Source organism: Paenibacillus sp. p3-SID1389, assembly GCF_025151705.1.
In the GTDB taxonomy this organism is placed as follows: Bacteria; Bacillota; Bacilli; order Paenibacillales; family Paenibacillaceae; genus Fontibacillus; species Fontibacillus phoenicis.
In genome coordinates, this window is the sequence record NZ_JALXVO010000014.1 from 70,151 (window position 1) to 88,768 (window position 18,618).

Genomic DNA, 18,618 nt, shown 5'->3' on the forward strand with positions numbered 1-18,618 from the left:
CATGGCGATCGATTTGGAGAAAGAACGCCGCTCCGGCACGGTTGAGCAGCGCGTGGTTTATGAGTCAGGAAATGAAATGGCAGCTTATGCGGCCAGCCAGATCAATTATCATATTATGGGGTACTTTCCGATTTCCCCTTCCACCGAGGTAGCGCAATTTCTCGATTTGATGAAAGCAAACGGACAGCATGACATCAAGCTGATTCCATCGGACGGCGAACATAGCTCGGCCGGTATCTGCTACGGCGCTTCAACCGCCGGCGGTCGGGTATTTAACGCGACCAGTGCTCAAGGTTACTTGTACATGCTGGAGCAAATGCCGGTGCAGTCCGGCACGCGTTTCCCTATGGTCATGAACTTGGTTTGTCGTTCCATTTCCGGACCGCTGGATATTCACGGCGACCATTCGGACCTTTATTTTGCGCTAAACACCGGTTGGCCGATCCTGATGTGCCGAGATCCGCAAGCGGTATACGATATGAACCTGATCGCGATCAAGCTGGCTGAGGATCCGGAGGTAAGGCTGCCGGTGCTTGTCGCGTCCGACGGATACTTTACGTCCCACCAAAAGCGGCGCGTGCATACCTTCGCAAACCGTGAGGACGTTTTGAAATTCGTTGGTGAACGCCCGCCGGGCGGCTTCCCGCATACGCTGGATCGCAACAACCCGATTACCGTCGGGCCGTACATGAACGAGCCGGATTACATCAATAACTGCTATCAGCAGTCCGTAGCGATGTATAACGCGGAACGCGTCTTTGAACGGATTGCCGGCGAATATGCGGAATTGACCGGACGCGAGTACAAAATGCTGGATCTGTACCGGATGGAAGACGCAGAGGTGGCGGTTTTCCTCATGAACTCGGCATCTGAAATTATTAAAGACGTCGTGGATGATTTGCGCCGCCAAGGCATCAAAGCCGGCTCGATCGCACCAAATATGATTCGGCCCTTCCCGCAAAGACAAATTGCCGAAGCGCTGAAGAACGTGAAAGCGATCACGGTCGGCGACCGCGGTGATTCCTATGGCGCTTATGGCGGTAATATGGTTAATGAGATTAAAGCTGCGCTGTTCACGCATGGAAATCATACAACGAAGGTCATCAGCCGGATATACGGTCTGGGGGGCAAGGAGTTTTATGCCGAGGACGGGCATCACTTCTTCCAATTGGCGATCGAAGCGGCGAAAACAGGCCGGGTAGAAGTGCCGTTTGATTACTATGGACATACCCCGGGGGATCCGGAGAAAGCGCCTAAGCGGGTGCTGAATCCGCTGAAGTTTGAGGACCTGAAGACCGGCCTGATCACGGTCACGAAGAATGAAGAAACCGGCAAGCTTGGCGTGCGCATTCCGCCGCTTCGCGCATTAACGAAGAAGCCAAAGCGGATTGCACCGGGGCATGGGGCCTGTCCGGGCTGCGGGATTTTCTCCGGTCTAGAGCTGTTCTTTAAAGGGATCGAAGGCGACATCGTGGCCCTGTTCCATACGGGCTGCGCGATGGTCGTCACGACTGGGTATCCGTATTCGTCCCATAAAGCGACGTACATCCATAACCTGTTCCAGAACGGAGCGGCCACTTTGTCCGGTGTCGTCGAAATGTTCTGGGAAAGAAAACGCCGCGGTGAGCTCGACGAGCTTGGCCTGAAGGACGATTTTACGTTCGTGATGGTTACCGGCGACGGAGGCATGGACATCGGCATGGGGCCGGCGATCGGAGCGGCGCTGCGCGGTCATAAAATGATCATCATCGAGTATGATAACGAAGGATATATGAATACCGGGGCACAGCTGTCGTATTCGACCCCGCTTGGCCACCGTACCTCTACGTCGAACATCGGCAAAGCGCAGCAAGGCAAAACGTTCCAGCACAAAGACACGCCGCAAATCATGGCGGCCACCAACATTCCTTACGTGTTTACCGGCAGCGAGGCTTACCCGCAGGATTTGGTGAAGAAAGCAGCCAAAGCCCAATGGTACGCGCAAAATGAAGGACTGGTTTATGGTAAAATATTAACAGCCTGCCCGCTCAACTGGATTTCGCCGGACGATCAGGGCACGAATATCATCGACGCTGCCGTTAACTCCTGCTTCTTCCCGCTGTACGAGGTGGAGCATGGTCAAACCACAATCACGTACAATCCGGAGGAGAAGGGCAACCGCATTCCGCTGGCGGATTGGCTGAAGACGATGGGCAAGACCCGTCATTTGACGAAGCCGGAGAACGCTGAGGCTCTTGCGGAGTTCGAACAAGAGGTAGAACGGCGTTGGAAAATCCTTCTGGCTAAACACGAACATCCTTATCTCTAAAAACAGGCCAGAAAGTGGACAAAACACGATATTAGGGGAAGCGGCAATGTGCAGCTTCTTTTATGATCAAAGCGTTATTCGGAAGCTTACATCCCGAATGGAAGGAGAGTGAGAGGATGAACCCATCCTTTCGTGCATTTCGCGTACACCAGGACGAGTCCGGGTTTCGGTCAGGGGTCGAGCAGGTAGACTTCTCGGCGCTTCCTGACGCCGATGTGACCGTCAAGGTGCATTATTCCAGCGTCAACTATAAAGACGGATTGGCAAGCATACCAGAGGGAAAAATCGTTAAAACCTATCCATTTATCCCCGGCATTGATCTGGCCGGGGAGGTAATCGCCTCCCGCGATCCGCGGCTGAAGCCCGGGGACCGGGTGCTGTGCACCGGTTACGGGCTTGGCGTGACGCACGCGGGCGGGTTTGCTGAAGTCGCCCGTGTCCCGGGCGACTGGCTGGTGACGCTGCCGGAAGGCCTTTCGTTCCGCGAAGCAATGGCAATCGGAACGGCCGGGTTTACGGCAGCGTTGTCGGTCCGGCGCCTGCTCGATAACGGGCTGGCGCCCGGACAAGGGCCGGTGCTCGTCCTCGGCGCCACCGGCGGCGTGGGCAGCATGGCCGTGGCGATCCTCAGCCGGCTTGGGGTTACTGTCACCGCGGTCACGGGCAAGCCGCAGGCGCGGGAGAAGCTGGCGGCCTTCGGCGCCGCCGAGGTCCTCTCCCGTGAGGAGGCGGCTTCGGGAGCCAAAGGCGCCCTTGGCAAAGAGCGCTGGGCGGCCATCGTTGACCCGGTGGGGGGGGCTATGACGGCCGATCTGCTGAAATCGGTTCGTTATGGCGGCTCGATCGCCTTGTCGGGGTTAACCGGCGGCAGCGGGATCGAAACGAACGTGTATCCCTTTATTTTACGCGGTGTGAATTTGCTGGGGATCGATTCCGTATTTTGTCCGGAGCCGCTGCGGCGCGAGCTTTGGCAGCTTCTGGCCGGACCGTGGAAGCCGGAGCCGGTGCTGGCCTCTGGCATCACCGAGTATCCGCTGGAGAAGCTCCCGGAGGCGCTTCGTACCGTACTGGCCGGGGAAGCCATCGGACGCCAGGTCATTTCCTTCATCAACTGAAACGGAACTCATGGTATAAATTGGGGGATCTTGAGACAACCTAACACCATCGGCCGAAGCTGGCTTAGCTTAGGGTAAAGGATGGGATACCAATGAGATGGTGGAAGGCAGGATTGGGAATGGCCTTGGCGCTCTCTTTAACCGTAGGGTGCGGTAATGTGCAACGGGTCGCCAAGGAAGAAATGAGCAAGTATAGCATGCAAAGCTATCGGCAAGGAAACGAACGCCAATTAACGACAGGGAAGACGCTTAATACGGCGCTGTTGCAATCTTTGAAAGCGGAATGCGCGAAGCGCGGGATTAAACTGACCCATGAAACCTATGCCGAAGGGCTGGACGGGAATATTAGCTACAGTTATTTTATTAACGGGGATGCGCGGCATTTTATTATCGTACATGTATTTCCCAGCGAGCAAGAACGGATTCGCGAAATTTCCGAGATTTATGGAACCGGGGACGGCAAGCAGGCGATCTCAGCGCAGTCGGCTTCCAGTCAGGCTGCCGTCATCTCGGTGAAGGGCAACGCCGCCTTGGTTTATTCGTCCAGCGCGCAGAAGGACAGTCAATACCGGGAAGAGATGCAGGCGGTATTTGGTAAACTGCTGAACCAAATGAATAATACATCGAAGTAAATGGCAAAGCGTTTCCCAATACAAAACCAACCGCTGCCTTCGTTTAAGGAAGGAGAGCGGTTGGTTTTTTGCATGTGCGCCCGGCATGGGCGATAACTAGGCGGTGAAAGGCGCTACAGGCTACTCAATTAATGGGTAGCCTCCTATCCGATTTCTACTTCTTATAGATTTCTCGCATGACGTGACGCAGCTCTGGAAGGATAATCCGTTCCATCGCCAGCTTGACTGCGCCCTGCGAACCGGGCATGGAGAAAACCGCCGTATTGCCGATCGTTCCGGCGATCGCGCGGCTGAGGATGGCGGCCGAGCCGATATCTTCCGTAAAGCTGAGGTAACGGAAAATTTCCCCAAACCCCGGCATCTCTTTGTTCAGAAGGCTGCGCACCGCCTCAAACGTCGTATCCCGCGGCGCAATGCCAGTGCCGCCGCTTAGCAGAACCGCTTCGATCGTATTGTCCGAAGCCGCTTCCCGCAGCAGCTGGCGGATGCCGTTATAATCGTCCTTAACGATCATATAGCGGGCAACGTGATACCCGTGCTGCCGAAGCAGCTCTTGGATCAACCGGCCGCTGGTATCGTTTTCTTCGGTCCGTGTATCGGAGACAGTAATGACGAAACAAGATACTTCATCCGGCGCTTCCATCCGGTGTTCATCGACGGATCTCATCGTGTTCGCTTCCTTTCCTTGGAGGTTAATTCCATTGTACCATGTTTGACGGGCTTGAGCTTGTCCAGGAGCAGATCTGAGGCGGAACAGGAAATGTGGTTGCATGTCCGGGATGGTTGGTGTACACTCGCATTCGAATGGCTTTATCCTTTATCCCGATTGCAGGAGGTTGTTGAGGTGGGAAGCAGGGTGACACCCGTTTTTATATTGTCCGGATTTTTAGGAAGCGGTAAAACGACGCTGCTCCAGCGGCTGATCCGTCACTGGCAGGAGCAGGGGCTTCGTCCGGCCGTGATCATGAACGAAATCGGAGACGTCAATCTCGATGGATTGCTCGTTTCCAGCGAAGTGCCGATGGCGGAGATGCTGGGCGGCTGTATTTGCTGCACGATTCGCGGCGACTTGAGCGTGCAGATGGCGGAGCTGATCGAAGGGGAGAAGCCGGACCTGATCGTTATTGAGGCGACAGGCGCGGGCAATCCGATGGAAATCTTTGATGCGGTGACCGAAGTGTCGCTTTATCTCAAACTGGACATCAAGCCGATGGTGACCGTGGTGGATGCAGCCCATCTGGCCGAGCTGTACGCATCCCAGCAGGGGAAGTCCTACCGGCTTATGGTGGAGCAGATCCGCTGCGGGTCCGTATTGATCTTAAATAAAATGGACTTGCTCGAGCCTGATCGCCAGCAGGAAATGACGGCGTTTCTTCGCCGCATGAACCCTTACGCTCGAATCATTCCGGCAGTGAAATGTGAAGTTGATTTGCCGTCATTATGGGCGCAACACCAAGCTCATGATCACACCCACGATCATGAGGGTCACAACCACGAGCATCACCATGATCATCATGCGGCGCATAGTCATGATCATCACCATGGACATCCTCACGCGTCGCATGAGCATGTTACTGTCTATACGCACTATTTCGACGGGCCGGTGGACAGCGAGGACTTTGAGCGATTTATTGCCGAGCTGCCCCGGGAAGTCTACCGCGGCAAAGGGGTTTTGCGATTTACCGATACAGCCAGCCGGTTCCTGTTCCAATATGCGTATAGGGAAGCCGATTACCTGAAAATCACACCGCAAGGGGACGTGCCTGACGTTGCCGTGTTTATCGGAGAGCACTTCGACAAGCAGGGTTTAGCACAGCGGCTGCACGCCCTGGAGCGCAACGTATCGGATAATAGTAACGAACGTTAAGCCAAATTGACCAAGAGAACCGCGAGTCCATCGCGGTTTTCTTCTTTTTGGCGTCGATTAAATTAAATCTCCCCGGGGTAACCTAAAACTGCTTTTTTCTTGAAGAGGGAGAGAATCACATGAATGGAAAATCGAAAAACTCCACGAAGTTCGTTCCTTATGTGTCAGCTAAGCGCTCCTTGCCGGAGTTGACGGCTGTTGCCGTCGTTCTCGGGATCATTTTGGCCGTTGTGTTTGCCGCGGCGAACGCCTATCTAGGGCTGAAAATCGGTCTGACCGTCAGCGCCTCCATTCCGGCGGCGGTGATATCCTTGGCGGTGCTGCGAGGGCTATTCCGGCGCAAATCGATCCTGGAAAACAACATCGTGCAGACGATGACAACCGCCGGTGAAGCGGTGGCGGCTGGCGCCATCTTTACCCTCCCGGCGCTGTATATGTGGGATTTGAATCCCGGCCAGCAAATGATCAGCTTTGTCGTGCTGATCGGCGGGTTCCTGGGCGTAGCCATGATGGTTCCGCTAAGACGGCTGTTGATCGTGAATGAACATGAAACGCTGCCTTATCCGGAAGGGACGGCCTGTGCCGAGGTGCTGGTCTCCGGGGAGACCGGCGGCCGGAGCGCCCGCATGGTCTCGCTTGGCTTTGGCGTTGGCGGCCTGGTCAAAGCGTTAGGCGATGGCTTCATGTTATTTAAGACGGAGATTGAAACAACAATCTTTCGCTTCAGAAACGCCGTCATCGGGATGGATACGTATCCAGCCCTGCTGGGCGTTGGCTATATTATCGGACCCCGGATCGCCGGGCAAATGCTGGCCGGCGGGATTCTGGCCTGGCTGGTGCTGATCCCGATGATCGGCTTTTTTGGCGCCAACTCGGCGGGGGCGGTAGCGCTTTCGCTGACCCCAATCGCCGAACTTGATGCCTGGGGGATTTGGGGCGATTACATTCGCTATATCGGCGCAGGGGCGGTAGCCGCCGGCGGCTTGATTACGTTCGTAAAAACGTTGCCGATGCTGTACAGCTCCTTGCGCTCCACGCTGAACGGCCTGATGCAGCGCTCCGCATTCAACGAGAAGACGACGATCGACCGCACCAAAAACAACGTCACCTGAAAGCGCCCGAACTTAACCTGTTGGAGATGATCCCTTGCTTGCAGCCGCATCTGAAGGTGGCGACAGGGGAGGATGGACGGACCGAACTGTTGCTGCCGCGCCGCAGTTGGCTAGAGCGTCAATCGGTTCGTTATCTGAAACAACCGCCGGTCATTCATGTGCACCTCGATGAGCTTGGGAGCGAGGTCGTATCCCGCTGCGACGGCACCCATACGGTAGGTGAGATCGCCGAAACGGTCAAGACGAGGTTCGGGGAAGCCGCAGAGCCGCTCCTGCCAAGGCTTCGCAAATTTATTGAGATCCTGGAAGCGAATGGCTGGCTTCGCTGGGCGGAAGAACGGCAGAAGGAGCAACCCGGGTAAGCGTGGATCCCTTGTCGGACGTAAAAGGGGAAAGGGTGCAACCTTTTTGGTGGACAGGCCGTCTAGGAGGGGCAGAGGTGATAAAGACATGAATAAAACAAAACTAAAATCCAAACTGAATAACCACCGCAAGATAAAACTGGCTGCCAGCCTTATGATGACCAGTTCGCTGCTTCTGGCCTCCTCTGTGTCCGCCTTCAGCGATGTTCAAGGACAGGACGCGAAGATAACGAAAGCTTTGCAACAGAAAGGGATCATTCAAGGGATCACGAAAGACCATTTCGTTCCGCTCGGCAAGCTGACCGGTGCGCAAGGTATTCATATGATCGTGAAGGCGTTGGAGCTCAAGCCGAAAGCCGGCGGCTCACTGCAACCTTCGGGTCATACTGAATGGTACGCATCCTCGCTGCGGATTGCAGAGGATAACGGCATTAAGTTGCCGAAGGATTTTGCGCCTAATGCCGAGCTGAGCCGGGAAGCCTTCGCCGATCTTCTGATGCAGGCCATTAACGTCACGGGAAATTACCCGACCATTAAAATGTATATTGAGGTCGCCGATGCCGACCAAATGAATCCGGATTATGCGAACAGCATTCAGACCTTGCTGCTGATGAAGATCGCTAGTCTGGATGAGCAGGGGGAATTTCACCCGAAACAGGCGATTACGCGGATTGAAGCAGCCCGGCTCGTTCACAATGCTGCTGATTTCGTAAACAAATATAAGGAAGCGGAGCAAGACGTGCAGGATCAGGTGAGCTTTGAAGTCGAGAAAGTAAATGAGCAAATCAATAAAGTGGTCCTGACCCGGGCCCAGCAGCCGAATCCGGGCTACGGCATACGCGTCGCCAAAGTCGAGTTCACAGGGAAAACGGCTACCGTGTATTATGAGTTGCTATCCCCTGAGCCCGATAAAGATTACATCCAAGTTATCACCGATACGAAAGCGGAAACGTACGTCTCCAGCGAGTATCAGGTGGAAATCAAGCGTTTGTCCGAATAACGGCAAAAGGAAACAACCGTTCCTAATCATCAGGAACGGTTGTTTTTATTAACTCGGATTCGCCACCGGCGAGATCGCTGGACCGGCGCCGGGTACGGCTGGTGCCTCAGCAGCTCCCGACTGCAGCCGGTACATCTGATAGTACCGTCCGCCCAGGGCGAGCAGCTCTTCGTGCGTACCGCGTTCGACGATTTCACCTCGGTGCAGAACGAGGATCTGATCGGCGCTGCGGATCGTCGACAGCCGGTGCGCAATGATGAATGTCGTCCGGCCGCGTTTCAGTACCTCCAGCGCGGATTGAATCAACGCTTCGGTTTCCGTATCGATGTTGGCGGTCGCCTCATCGAGAATGAGGATCGCCGGGTCGAAGGCGAGCGCCCGCGCGAAGGAGATCAACTGACGTTCGCCGGCGGACAGCGTGCTGCCTTTTTCCACGACCGGTTCGTCTAGACCTTTCGGCAAGTGGGCCAAAATCCGGTCCGCACCAACGTCGATCAGCGCTTTCACCGCCTTCTCGCGGGAGATGCGTTCGTCCCCCAGCGTGACATTCGACAGAATCGTCCCGGTGAACAGGTACGGATCCTGGAGGACGATCCCCATATGCTGGCGGATCCATTGCTTCGGCAGCTCCGTTACCGGCTTACCGTCGATCGTGATCGTTCCTTTCTGCGGATCGTAGAACCGGAACAGCAGGTTGATGATCGAGCTTTTGCCGGAGCCTGTGTGTCCGACCAACGCAACCGTCTGGCCTTGCTTCGCCTCAAAGGAAATATTTTTCAATACATAGTCCTTCTTGTAGGCGAACGAGACGTCCTTAAACTCCACATTGCCTTTGTAGCGCGGCATCGAGCCGTCCACGACAGGCTCACCCGGTTCGTCCATCAGCGCGAACACCCGGCCGGCGGAGACCATCGAGGAATCCAGTGCGGCCAGCTGGTTGACCATCCCGGTGATCGGTTGGAACAACCGTCCAAGCACGTCAACGAAAGCGTACAGTACGCCAAGTGAAATGACGCTGGAACCCCCAAGCTGCACCGAACCGAAATACCAAAGCACGGTCGCAAATGCCAAGTTACGGAGGACATTCACCAGGTTATGCGAAGTGAACGCGTTCAGGTTCAGCATCTTGTTCTGGTGCTTCATGTAATCGCTGTTCAGGTTCTCGAACTCTTCCTTGGTTTGCTCCTCGCGGCGGAAAATCCGGATGATGGACATCCCTTGAATCGATTCGTTAATGATGGCGTTAATTTCACTTAACCGCGAGCGGATAATCGTGTTATATTTCGTCGCGAATTTGCGGTAAAGAACGACCCATAAGTAAATGATCGGAACGACGAATAAGCAGATCAGTCCAAGTCTCACGTCCAGGATAAACAAAGCGATGTACACGCCCAGCATGTTGATGACTCCGGAGAAGAAGTTCGCCAACACAGCGATAAACAATTCCTTTACCGCCTCCGTGTCGTTGGTGACGCGGGAGACGACTTTCCCGGCAGGCAGATTATCGAAAAAATGCACCGGCAGCCGCTGAATATGGGCGTAGACGTCCATGCGCAGCTTGCGGATAACCTGGTTGGCCGAGGATTGCAGCCAGTAAGTTTTGCCAAATTCCATCACAATGGAAATGGCCAGGAAGACGAAATACCAGACGATAAGCGACAGAATGCCAGGAACCTCCGGCTTGTAAAAAGCAAACAGGCCAGATGCGCTAAGTTGTTGCGCCGGATATTCGCTAATTGCGCCGTCGTTCCCGGTAAGGGTCAGTATGCCGTCTTTAAAGCTGCGGTCGCCGGAGACGTCCGGGATGGCCGCTTCCACGAAGACGAAGCTTTTGCCGACCTGCAGCACGCGGACCTCGGCGCCTTTGGCTTCGCCTTCCGCAAAGCGGTCGCCGCGTTTGAAGTTGCGGCCGTCATACGTGGCGGTATATTTGTCTTTGACCGTGGTTTCGTAAAACGGCTGTTCGATCGCCAGCATATGATCGTCGATCATCGTGCGGGCGATAAACGGGCCGGCCAGTTCGGCCGCGACCCCAATCGCCAGCATGACGAGCGCGAGGATAAACGTCTTTTTCGCCGTTAAGGCGTATTTGAAAAGTGCTTTTCCTGTATGGGTGTGCATCGCTTAAGACACCTCCCCGTCAGTCAGGTTCGATTCGACCTGTTGACGTTCGTATTGTTCGCGGTACCAGCCGCCTAACTGCAGCAGCATGTCATGGGTACCTTCTTCAATGATTTTGCCTTTCTCCAGCACGACGATCCAATCCGCGTGTTCGATGGCGGACAGGCGGTGCGTGGAGATCAGCGTCGTTTTGCCGGCGCGCTTACGGCGGATGTTCTCGATGATCCGCGCTTCGGTCCGGGCATCAACGGCGGACAGGGCGTCGTCGAGAATCAACAGCTCCGGATCGGCGATAAACGCCCGCGCCAGGGAGACCCGCTGCTTCTGGCCGCCGGAAAGGGCGACACCTTTCTCGCCGACTAGTGTATCCAAGCCGTCGGACAAGGTGCCGAGATCCTGGTCGAAGGCTGCGGTGCGGATCGCCTCAAGAATTTTCTCGTCGGACGCGCCTGGGCAGCCGAATTGGATATTTTGCCGTACCGTCTTGGAGAACAGAATTTGCTCCTGCGGCACATAGCCGATCCAGCTGTGCAGCCGTTTCAAGGCAATCTGCTGAATCGGCACGCCGGAGATGGTCAGCTCGCCGCTGCCCACCGGATATTCATGCAGCAGTTGCTTCAGCAGGGTGGATTTCCCGCTGCCGGTACGGCCGACGATGCCCAGCGTCTCGCCGCGTTTAATCGTTAAGTTAATATGCTCAAGATTATTGATCGTTGAAGTCGGATAACGGAAGGTCACATCTTTGAACTCGATTGTTTCCGGTTTTTCTACCGAAATCGGGTTCGGAAGGTCCTCGACGTCCGGCTTTTCGTTTAACGTTTCGTTGACGCGGTCCAGCGAAGCGCCGCCGCGCTGCATGATGTTAATCAGCTCGCCGATCGCAAACATCGGCCAAATCATCATCCCCAGGTACATGTTAAAGGTTACGAGATCGCCCAGCGTCAGTTCATTTTGAAAGACGAGATAAATGCCGTACGTGAGTCCAATGGCATAGCTGAGTCCAACACATAAGCGGATCGTTGGTTCAAAATAAGCGTCAACTTTGGCCACCGCCAAATTTTTCTTGTAAACGTCATCCGTGATCTCCGCGAAACGCTTCTCATCATTACGCTCTTGTACATAGGCGCGAATGACACGGATCCCGGCGACCGACTCCAGCACCTGGTCGTTCATGTCCCCGAAGGCATCCTGGGCCAAGGTGTAGCGCTCATGGATGATTTTTCCATAAATCTTCATCGCCAAGGCGATAAAAGGGAGCGGGATGATCGCCGCCAACGTCAGCTTCCAGCTGATCAGCGTGCTCATGGCCAGGAAAATGACCGTGAGGTACGCCGTCGAGTCGGTCAGCGTCAGCATCCCGAAACCAGCGGTTGTCGCCACCGACCGCAAATCGTTGGTCGCCCGGGCCATCAGGTCGCCGGTGCGGCTCCGCTCGAAGAACGGCGGCGTCATCCGCAGCAGATGGCTCATGAACCGGGTGCGGAGCAGCCGCTCCACGAGGTTCGAGCCTCCGAACAGGGAATGCATCCATATGTACGTAATGAGATAGATGAAGATCAGTACGCCGATAATGAGCAAAATATATTGGGTTAACGATGCCCAAGTGACCGTGCCGGCCACGATTTCATCGATGGCGCTGCCGAGCAGCCGCGGCGGTGCTAGTTCTACGATGCCCACAAAGATGAGCAGGAACAAGCCGATGATGTACCGCCTTTTTTCCCGTTTGAAAAACCAACCTAAATTTTTTAAAACCGAAAACATAGTGGGGTTTCCTCCTTTGAATTCCCGATTGCCTAACTTGCCGGAGAACCTCTACAAGTGTCCGAAACCTGCCAAAAACCGCAAAAAGGCATATCGTCCGAAAACGATATGCCTTAAAACCATAACATATGTCGCGTCCGTTACTTATGATAAGCAACCTCCGCGTGTATGATATCACGTTTACCCAATAACTGGAAAATAAGCCAAAGGGGCGGTTATCGCATGAGATGAACCAATCCTGCAGGGGTTGCTCCGGTATTTAGTTGTGTGTTGGGATGCGCATGAAGATACACTGACATAAGATTAACTTTAAACACCGTGCTTCACCCTTTCTTGAATGGTAATTATTTGAAATGCGATCTCGTATGTTCCCGATTTTAGCATCGTGCCAAAGAAGATGTCAAACATTAATTTTTTTCAGTAACTATCCAATGCCTCCTAACGGCTCGAACAAAGGTTTGGCTTTTGGCCCGGTATCGACTACAATAAAAGGGAAGATGGTGTGGTACGGAACGTTGTTCAGTTTCACTTGGAGCACCAAGAAGGTTGAATAGAAAGAGGAGGGAGAAACGATCATGATTCATGTGAGCAGCGAAGCCGCAGCGTGGTTTAAGAAGGAACTGGGACTTCAGGAAGGTCAGGCAGTACGCTTCTTTGCGCGCTATAGCGCGGGAGGCAAGCTGCATCCGGGCTTCTCGCTGGGGATCGACGTTGATCAACCCGTATCCCCGGGGATCAAATCCGAAGTCGAGGGCATTACGTTCTACATGGAAGACCAGGATTTGTGGTATCTGGATGGATATCACCTCAACGTGACCTATGATCCGCAGTTGGGTGACATTGAATATGAGTACGAGGTTGCGGCACCTAATTAAGCCAAGGCAATAAACGCAAGAACAAAAAGGCCCGTCCATTCACGGGCCTTTTCCTTTGAAGGATCAGACGGACGGGCGCGGGCCCGTCAATCGTCAAATAATGCTGTCTTCCATCGCAAATTCAAAATCGCCGATATCGTATACCTGCACCGGCACCTCGGCTTCGATGATCCGCCGGATCAGCTCCAGCTGATCGGTCAGGATTGGCACGTTCTCCCGATGGGCCGTCAGTACGATCTCCGTTTCGATCGGATCGAGGAACTCCCCGTATTGCTCGTTGTCCACCGCGTTCACCACGGTCCAGGTGACATGATCACCGAATAAGATCGAAGGACTCTTAGCCCAAGGAATGGTGAGTGCCCGCTCCAGCTTCTTGCGGTTCAGCGGTTCTTCGAGGTAAGCGATCAATTCGCTGATTTTCTGCTTCACGTGCATATCGTCGACGGGGTCGTTCATCAGCGGCTCGGGACTGTTTTGAAATTCATAAAGCTCCATGACGGTGTTGTAAGGTACAATATATTCCACAGGCGCACCCGGCACCAGCAATTCACCATATATCGCCACCATCACGGCTTCGATCACAAATCGGCGTGACATGGTCATCCTCCTAAAACGGCCTGTAACTCATTGCTGCCTTAAGTATCTTACGACAACTCAATTTATTAAGGAGTATACCATAACCAGTTAATAAATTCAGCTTTGCCGCACGAAAATCGGCTTTCATCTACGGGAAGGGGGAAGTGGCGAATGACAGCAAACATGGAGAAAGAAACTTTCGGACTCTCTCAGCGAACGCTGCGCTGGGTAGAGGAACAGTTCGGGCAAGGCGCCAAAGTGGTCTCGGCGTTGTCCTTGAAAGGCGGCACTTCATCGGTGGTTTACGGGGTAAAAATAACCCAAGGAGACACCTGCCACGAAGCGGTGCTAAGGCAATTTACCAACAGGGAGTGGCTGCAGGAAGAGCCGGAGCTCGCGTTGCACGAGACGGCGGCGCTGCAGGCGGCCCATGCGGCGGGACTGCCGTCGCCGCGTGCGCTCGCCTGCGATTCGTACGGCAGTGCTTGCGGCGTGCCGTCCGTGCTGATGACCCGGCTGCCTGGCCGGGTCGTGTTGAACCCTTCGGATCTGCCGGAATGGCTGGACGGGCTTGCCCGGATGCTGGTGGAGATCCATGCGGCAGAAGCTCAGCCGATCAGATGGAACTATTTTACCTATAACGAGGTGTCCCGATTGTCTGTGCCCCAGTGGTCCCGTGTTCCTGAGGCGTGGCGGAGAATTATTGATCGCGTGCAAGGACCTGTACCATCATACGTGCCGCAATTCATTCATCGCGACTACCATCCGGCTAACGTGTTGTGGCAGGAGGGGGCGATCAGCGGGGTCGTGGATTGGGCCAATGCCTGCATGGGGCCGACCGGGATCGATACCGGCCACTGCCGATTGAATCTCGTGCAGATGTATGGGGTGGAGGCGGCGGATGCTTTTTTGGACAACTATCTTGCTCAAGCGCGGCGGGAGGGGTGCGACGTAAACGATCCCTATTGGGATATGCTATGCCTGATCGAAATGCTGCCAGGTCCGCCCGAAGTGTACCAGGGTTGGCCGGATTTGGGACTGAACGGGTTAACGCCGGAGCTTCTCGCCCGCCGGTTGGACGAATACGCGGAGCGACTGATCCGGAAGCTGGATACCTCCGCCACCGAACGGTAAGAAACAAATAGAGGATGTGCTAACAAATTGAAACATTGGAAAGCCTATTTGACGTTTGTTAGGCCTTATACGAAATGGATCATACTTACCTTGTTTATCGGGATGCTGAAATTTGGCATTCCCTCCTTGCTGCCGCTGGTGCAGAAATATGTAGTGGACGATATTTTGCTGGGCGGTGCGATGGAGCTGGAGCAGAAGGTTTCGCAGCTGATGATCGTGCTGGGGGCCACGCTGTTCCTGTTTGTGATCGTGCGTGGTCCGGTGGAATATGCGCGGCAATATTTTGCCCAGTTGATCACGGCACGGATTTTGTTTGATCTGCGCAACAAGCTGTACGCGCACTTGCAGCGGCTCTCGCTGCGGTACTACCAAAACACGAAGGTGGGGGAGATCATCTCCCGCTTTATTAACGACGCCGAGCAGACCAAGAACATCGTCGAGGTCGGCATGATGAACGTTTGGCTGGACATGTTTACGCTGGTGTTCGTGCTGGGATTTATGTTTTATCTGAACCCCTGGCTGACGCTGGTAGCGATTGCGATCTTCCCGCTGTACGCGATCGCGGTGAAAGTGCTGTACAAGCGCTTGAAGAAGCTGACCAAAGACCGTTCGGCGGCACTCGCCGGGATCCAGGCTTATTTGCATGAGCGGATTCAGGGCATTTCCGTTATCCGAAGCTTTGCGTTGGAACGTTATGACCGCAAACGATTTGAAGGGACCAACGGCCGGTTTCTGCAAAAAGCGTTGGCTCACAGCCGCTGGAACGCTTGGACGTTTGCCGTGATCAACACGCTGACCGATATCGCGCCGCTGCTGGTGATCGGGTACGGCGGGTATCAGGTGATTCACGGCGATTTGACGCTGGGGACGTTTGTGGCCTTTTTTGGATATCTCGATCGGCTTTACGCACCGTTAAGGAGATTAATTAACTCCTCGACCACGTTAACGCAGGCTTCGGCTTCGTGGGAGCGGGTGCTCGAGCTGATGGAGGAGCCGTACGATATGATCGATGCGCCGGATGCAAAGGTATTGCCGCAGGGTAGCCACGGCGTGATGTTCCGGGATGTGTGGTTCAAGTATCGGGAAGATGGCGATTGGGTGCTCAAAAACATCTCACTCGAAGTCAATCCCGGCCAAACCGTTGCCTTCGTTGGCATGAGCGGAGGCGGGAAATCGTCGCTCGTTGGGTTGATTCCCCGGTTCTACGACGTGCAGCGGGGGGCGCTGACGGTGGGCGGCCGTGACGTCCGCGAGTGGACGATGGAAAGCCTGCGCAGCCGGATCGGCATGGTGCTGCAGGACAATTTCCTGTTTAGCGGCAGCGTGCGCGACAACATTTTGTTCGGCCGGCCGGACGCCACCGAGGCGGAGGTGATCGAGGCGGCCCGCGCGGCGAACGCGCATGATTTCATCATGCAGCTGCCGCAGGGCTACGACACCGAGGTCGGGGAGCGCGGCGTCAAGCTGTCCGGCGGGCAGAAGCAGCGGATTGCCATCGCCCGCGTCTTCTTGAAAGACCCGCCGATCCTCGTGCTCGATGAGGCGACATCCGCGCTTGACCTGGAGTCGGAGCACCTGATCCAGCAGTCGCTGCAGCAGCTCTCGCGCGCCCGCACGACGCTGATCGTGGCGCACCGGCTGTCGACGATCACCCACGCCGACCAGATCATCGTGCTGAAGAACGGCGAAATCGTCGAGCGCGGCACGCACGACGAGCTGATGGCGATCCCGGACGGCGTGTACGCGCAGCTGTACAACATCCAGCACCTCAGCCCGGCGGAGAGCGTGGAGCTGGGGTGAGAAGTTTACCCTTCCTCGCCACAGATAAGGCCATAAAAGGGCGTTATTTCGCCCTTTTGTGGCTGAACGGGCGAAATAAGGGTAATAAGTTCCGCTATTGCTGGGAGTGGGCACATTTGAGCCGGGTTTCAGCAAGTTTCTGAGCGGAATAAGGACATTTTTTACCGCTATTTGCTTGGATTTAGCTCATTTGGGCGAAATAAGGGTAAAAAGTTCCGTTATTGTTTGGAGTGCGTACCTATGACACTAGGTCGACGGATCATGTTGTAAAGTAACTTTAAATCTCCCTATGAAAGTGAAAGGAAGTCTCTCGTAAATGTGGTTTATACTCGCTTTGTTGTCCGCTATTTTTGCGGCGCTTACGTCAATTTTGGCGAAGGTTGGTATTGAGGGGGTTAACTCCAATCTGGCGACAGCGATTCGCACGGTTGTGGTGGTCATTATGGCATGGGGGATGGTGTATCTCACCCACGCCCAGAGCGGACTGTTCGAGATCAGCCGAAAAAGCTGGATTTTCCTGATCCTGTCCGGCTTGGCTACCGGTGCATCCTGGCTCTGCTATTTTAAAGCTCTTCAGTTGGGACATACCTCCAAAGTGGTGGCGATCGATAAATTAAGCATCGTGATCACACTGGTTCTGGCACTTATTTTTTTGCATGAGGAATTTACATACAAGTCGCTGATTGGTTCCATTTTGATCACGATTGGTACGCTGGTTATGGTTTTGTAAGAGGGGAGTCATCAGTACCGTAATGTACTTGCCAATAATGTTACGAAGGCATTTATTACTGCTGATATATATGTAAATTGGACCAATGGAAGATTAATTAACTCACTCACTTACATATGGGGACATTTTGGGGAATCGCGGTCAAAAAGTGATCAAATCACTCTAATTAGGATGTTTTTTTCTGCTATGATAGAACTAACGGAGGAGTTTTGGCAGGATGCCGATCTGTTGACCTTCGAAAAGGTTCGTGTAGAGCTCCGGGATCTGATCAAGTATACCGTTGATGAAGGTGGAAAGCGTAACCCGATCGATACGAATCTGGCGGACGAGGTATTGATGGTCCAGGAAGGGAAGGCGATGTACGCGGCATACGATTTTGAGGATTACAAGCTCAAGGTTAACCGTTATATCGAGCTGAACCGCGATAATGTAGCGATTTATAAGTTACGGAATAATATCCCGCTGACTGCGCTGGACTACGAGAGCCTGGAGAAAGTATTCACCGGGGAGCTGGGGACCGTCGACGATTATAAACGGGAATTCAAGGACACACCGTTTGGGTTGCTGGTGCGAAAAGTTGCCAAATTGGAAGTAGAGGCAGCCAATCGGGCGTTTTCCGAGTTTATTAATGACCAATCCTTGACGCAAGCACAAATCGTGTTCGTGAAAAAGGTGATCGATTATATCGTGCAGAACGGTTATATCGATAACGTAGCCGAACTGACCAAACCGCCGTTTGATAAGCCGCAGAGCTTTATCAAGCTGTTTGATGGAAGTAAGTAAAAGAAGCTTGTGGATGTAGTGAATCAGATCAAGGAGAATGCGGTGCAGATCGTTTCGGGAGATTAAGGGAGGATTTCGCGCTCGCTGCCGGAGCACGTAACGGAACTGAAAGACCTTATTTTAGTCCCAAGAGGTCTATTCCCGTTCTAACGGAACGTACGGACGTTATTTGCACCAAAGCGCCTCAATTGATACCCAACATGCGCTAATAACGCCTTCTGGTTCCGTTAGGATGGGAAATCGCGGGGAAATGGCGGAATAAGGTCATCTGGTTCCGTTAGAGCGCCGCGGACCGACGGAGCGACGAACCAACGGACTCGCGGAACCGTGTACCCACGTACCGGCGGACCCGCAGACCCGCGAACCCAAGGACCCAGGGCCCGCCCGCGCTCACGAGCATGCAAAAAGGCTGAACTCTAAACGTATTGTTTAGAATTCAGCC

At 54.3% G+C, this 18,618-nt stretch carries 15 protein-coding genes and 1 pseudogene; 12 read left to right on the forward strand and 4 right to left on the reverse strand.

Annotated features, from left to right (window positions below):
- The first annotated feature begins 1 nt into the window (after position 1).
- The 3 genes from M3G15_RS08235 (at position 2) to M3G15_RS08245 (ending at position 4,055) form a co-directional block, all read left to right on the forward strand.
- Positions 2-2,308, forward strand: a complete 2,307-nt coding sequence (locus M3G15_RS08235; RefSeq protein ID WP_260070600.1) for a thiamine pyrophosphate-dependent enzyme — start codon at positions 2-4, stop codon at positions 2,306-2,308.
- Positions 2,309-2,424: 116 nt separating this feature from the next.
- Positions 2,425-3,423 (forward strand): acrylyl-CoA reductase family protein, encoded by a 999-nt coding sequence (locus M3G15_RS08240; protein WP_009223105.1) that lies wholly within the window; start codon positions 2,425-2,427, stop codon positions 3,421-3,423.
- Between the two features lie 92 nt (positions 3,424-3,515).
- Complete coding sequence (locus tag M3G15_RS08245) at positions 3,516-4,055, forward strand: hypothetical protein (protein WP_009223106.1); 540 nt, start codon at positions 3,516-3,518, stop codon at positions 4,053-4,055.
- A gap of 154 nt (positions 4,056-4,209) precedes the next feature.
- Here M3G15_RS08245 and M3G15_RS08250 read toward each other — a convergent pair whose 3' ends face one another.
- Positions 4,210-4,722: a MogA/MoaB family molybdenum cofactor biosynthesis protein gene (locus M3G15_RS08250; RefSeq protein ID WP_009223107.1), complete on the reverse strand. Its 513-nt coding sequence runs from the start codon at positions 4,720-4,722 to the stop codon at positions 4,210-4,212.
- Positions 4,723-4,899: 177 nt separating this feature from the next.
- Here M3G15_RS08250 and M3G15_RS08255 point away from each other — a divergent pair, with 177 nt between their 5' ends.
- From M3G15_RS08255 to M3G15_RS08270, 4 genes and pseudogenes are all read left to right on the forward strand, one after another.
- A complete protein-coding gene (locus M3G15_RS08255; RefSeq protein WP_009223108.1) occupies positions 4,900-5,922 on the forward strand; it encodes a CobW family GTP-binding protein in 1,023 nt (340 codons plus the stop codon).
- A 119-nt stretch (positions 5,923-6,041) separates the two neighbouring features.
- Positions 6,042-7,028, forward strand: a pseudogene (locus M3G15_RS08260) (OPT family oligopeptide transporter); the annotation flags it as partial.
- 44 nt (positions 7,029-7,072) lie between these two features.
- Complete coding sequence (locus M3G15_RS08265) at positions 7,073-7,396, forward strand: PqqD family protein (protein ID WP_232282198.1); 324 nt, start codon at positions 7,073-7,075, stop codon at positions 7,394-7,396.
- Positions 7,397-7,484: 88 nt separating this feature from the next.
- Positions 7,485-8,396: an S-layer homology domain-containing protein gene (locus M3G15_RS08270; protein ID WP_036643769.1), complete on the forward strand. Its 912-nt coding sequence runs from the start codon at positions 7,485-7,487 to the stop codon at positions 8,394-8,396.
- A gap of 48 nt (positions 8,397-8,444) precedes the next feature.
- Here the strand turns inward: M3G15_RS08270 and M3G15_RS08275 are convergent, their stop codons facing one another.
- Together M3G15_RS08275 and M3G15_RS08280 are read right to left on the reverse strand one after the other, a co-directional pair.
- Complete coding sequence (locus M3G15_RS08275; RefSeq protein ID WP_260070601.1) at positions 8,445-10,517, reverse strand: ABC transporter ATP-binding protein; 2,073 nt, start codon at positions 10,515-10,517, stop codon at positions 8,445-8,447.
- Between the two features lie 3 nt (positions 10,518-10,520).
- On the reverse strand, positions 10,521-12,278 hold the full coding sequence (locus tag M3G15_RS08280) for an ABC transporter ATP-binding protein (RefSeq protein ID WP_009223113.1): 1,758 nt from the start codon (positions 12,276-12,278) through the stop codon (positions 10,521-10,523).
- A 575-nt stretch (positions 12,279-12,853) separates the two neighbouring features.
- Here M3G15_RS08280 and M3G15_RS08285 point away from each other — a divergent pair.
- The gene (locus M3G15_RS08285; RefSeq protein ID WP_009223114.1) at positions 12,854-13,153 is read left to right on the forward strand and encodes a HesB/YadR/YfhF family protein; all 300 of its coding nucleotides are present in this window, start codon (positions 12,854-12,856) and stop codon (positions 13,151-13,153) included.
- A 93-nt stretch (positions 13,154-13,246) separates the two neighbouring features.
- On the opposite strand, the gene M3G15_RS08290 is transcribed toward M3G15_RS08285, so the two are convergent.
- Entirely contained in the window at positions 13,247-13,750 is a 504-nt protein-coding gene (locus tag M3G15_RS08290; protein WP_036643774.1) for a hypothetical protein, read from the reverse strand.
- 150 nt (positions 13,751-13,900) lie between these two features.
- On the opposite strand from M3G15_RS08290, the gene M3G15_RS08295 reads away from it, so the two are divergent.
- The 4 genes from M3G15_RS08295 to M3G15_RS08310 all read left to right on the forward strand — a co-directional run bounded on the left by M3G15_RS08295 (position 13,901) and on the right by M3G15_RS08310 (position 18,176).
- Positions 13,901-14,863, forward strand: a complete 963-nt coding sequence (locus M3G15_RS08295; RefSeq protein ID WP_260070602.1) for a phosphotransferase family protein — start codon at positions 13,901-13,903, stop codon at positions 14,861-14,863.
- 27 nt (positions 14,864-14,890) lie between these two features.
- The gene (locus tag M3G15_RS08300) at positions 14,891-16,663 is read left to right on the forward strand and encodes an ABC transporter ATP-binding protein (RefSeq protein WP_260070603.1); all 1,773 of its coding nucleotides are present in this window, start codon (positions 14,891-14,893) and stop codon (positions 16,661-16,663) included.
- A 316-nt stretch (positions 16,664-16,979) separates the two neighbouring features.
- Positions 16,980-17,393, forward strand: a complete 414-nt coding sequence (locus tag M3G15_RS08305; RefSeq protein ID WP_009223118.1) for an EamA family transporter — start codon at positions 16,980-16,982, stop codon at positions 17,391-17,393.
- 186 nt (positions 17,394-17,579) lie between these two features.
- Positions 17,580-18,176 carry a type I restriction-modification enzyme R subunit C-terminal domain-containing protein gene (locus M3G15_RS08310; RefSeq protein WP_260070604.1) on the forward strand — a complete coding sequence of 199 codons (597 nt, stop codon included), beginning with the start codon at positions 17,580-17,582 and terminating at the stop codon, positions 18,174-18,176.
- Positions 18,177-18,618: the final 442 nt, after the last annotated feature.

Coding starts and splice junctions, on each gene's coding strand:
- M3G15_RS08235 (WP_260070600.1), top strand. CDS start 2: ATGGCGATCGATTTGGAGAAAGAACGCCGCTCCGGCACGGTTGAGCAG.
- M3G15_RS08250 (WP_009223107.1), bottom strand. CDS start 4,722: ATGAGATCCGTCGATGAACACCGGATGGAAGCGCCGGATGAAGTATCT.
- M3G15_RS08240 (WP_009223105.1), top strand. CDS start 2,425: ATGAACCCATCCTTTCGTGCATTTCGCGTACACCAGGACGAGTCCGGG.
- M3G15_RS08310 (WP_260070604.1), top strand. CDS start 17,580: ATGATAGAACTAACGGAGGAGTTTTGGCAGGATGCCGATCTGTTGACC.
- M3G15_RS08305 (WP_009223118.1), top strand. CDS start 16,980: ATGTGGTTTATACTCGCTTTGTTGTCCGCTATTTTTGCGGCGCTTACG.
- M3G15_RS08275 (WP_260070601.1), bottom strand. CDS start 10,517: ATGCACACCCATACAGGAAAAGCACTTTTCAAATACGCCTTAACGGCG.
- M3G15_RS08290 (WP_036643774.1), bottom strand. CDS start 13,750: ATGTCACGCCGATTTGTGATCGAAGCCGTGATGGTGGCGATATATGGT.
- M3G15_RS08285 (WP_009223114.1), top strand. CDS start 12,854: ATGATTCATGTGAGCAGCGAAGCCGCAGCGTGGTTTAAGAAGGAACTG.
- M3G15_RS08245 (WP_009223106.1), top strand. CDS start 3,516: ATGAGATGGTGGAAGGCAGGATTGGGAATGGCCTTGGCGCTCTCTTTA.
- M3G15_RS08295 (WP_260070602.1), top strand. CDS start 13,901: ATGACAGCAAACATGGAGAAAGAAACTTTCGGACTCTCTCAGCGAACG.
- M3G15_RS08280 (WP_009223113.1), bottom strand. CDS start 12,278: ATGTTTTCGGTTTTAAAAAATTTAGGTTGGTTTTTCAAACGGGAAAAA.
- M3G15_RS08270 (WP_036643769.1), top strand. CDS start 7,485: ATGAATAAAACAAAACTAAAATCCAAACTGAATAACCACCGCAAGATA.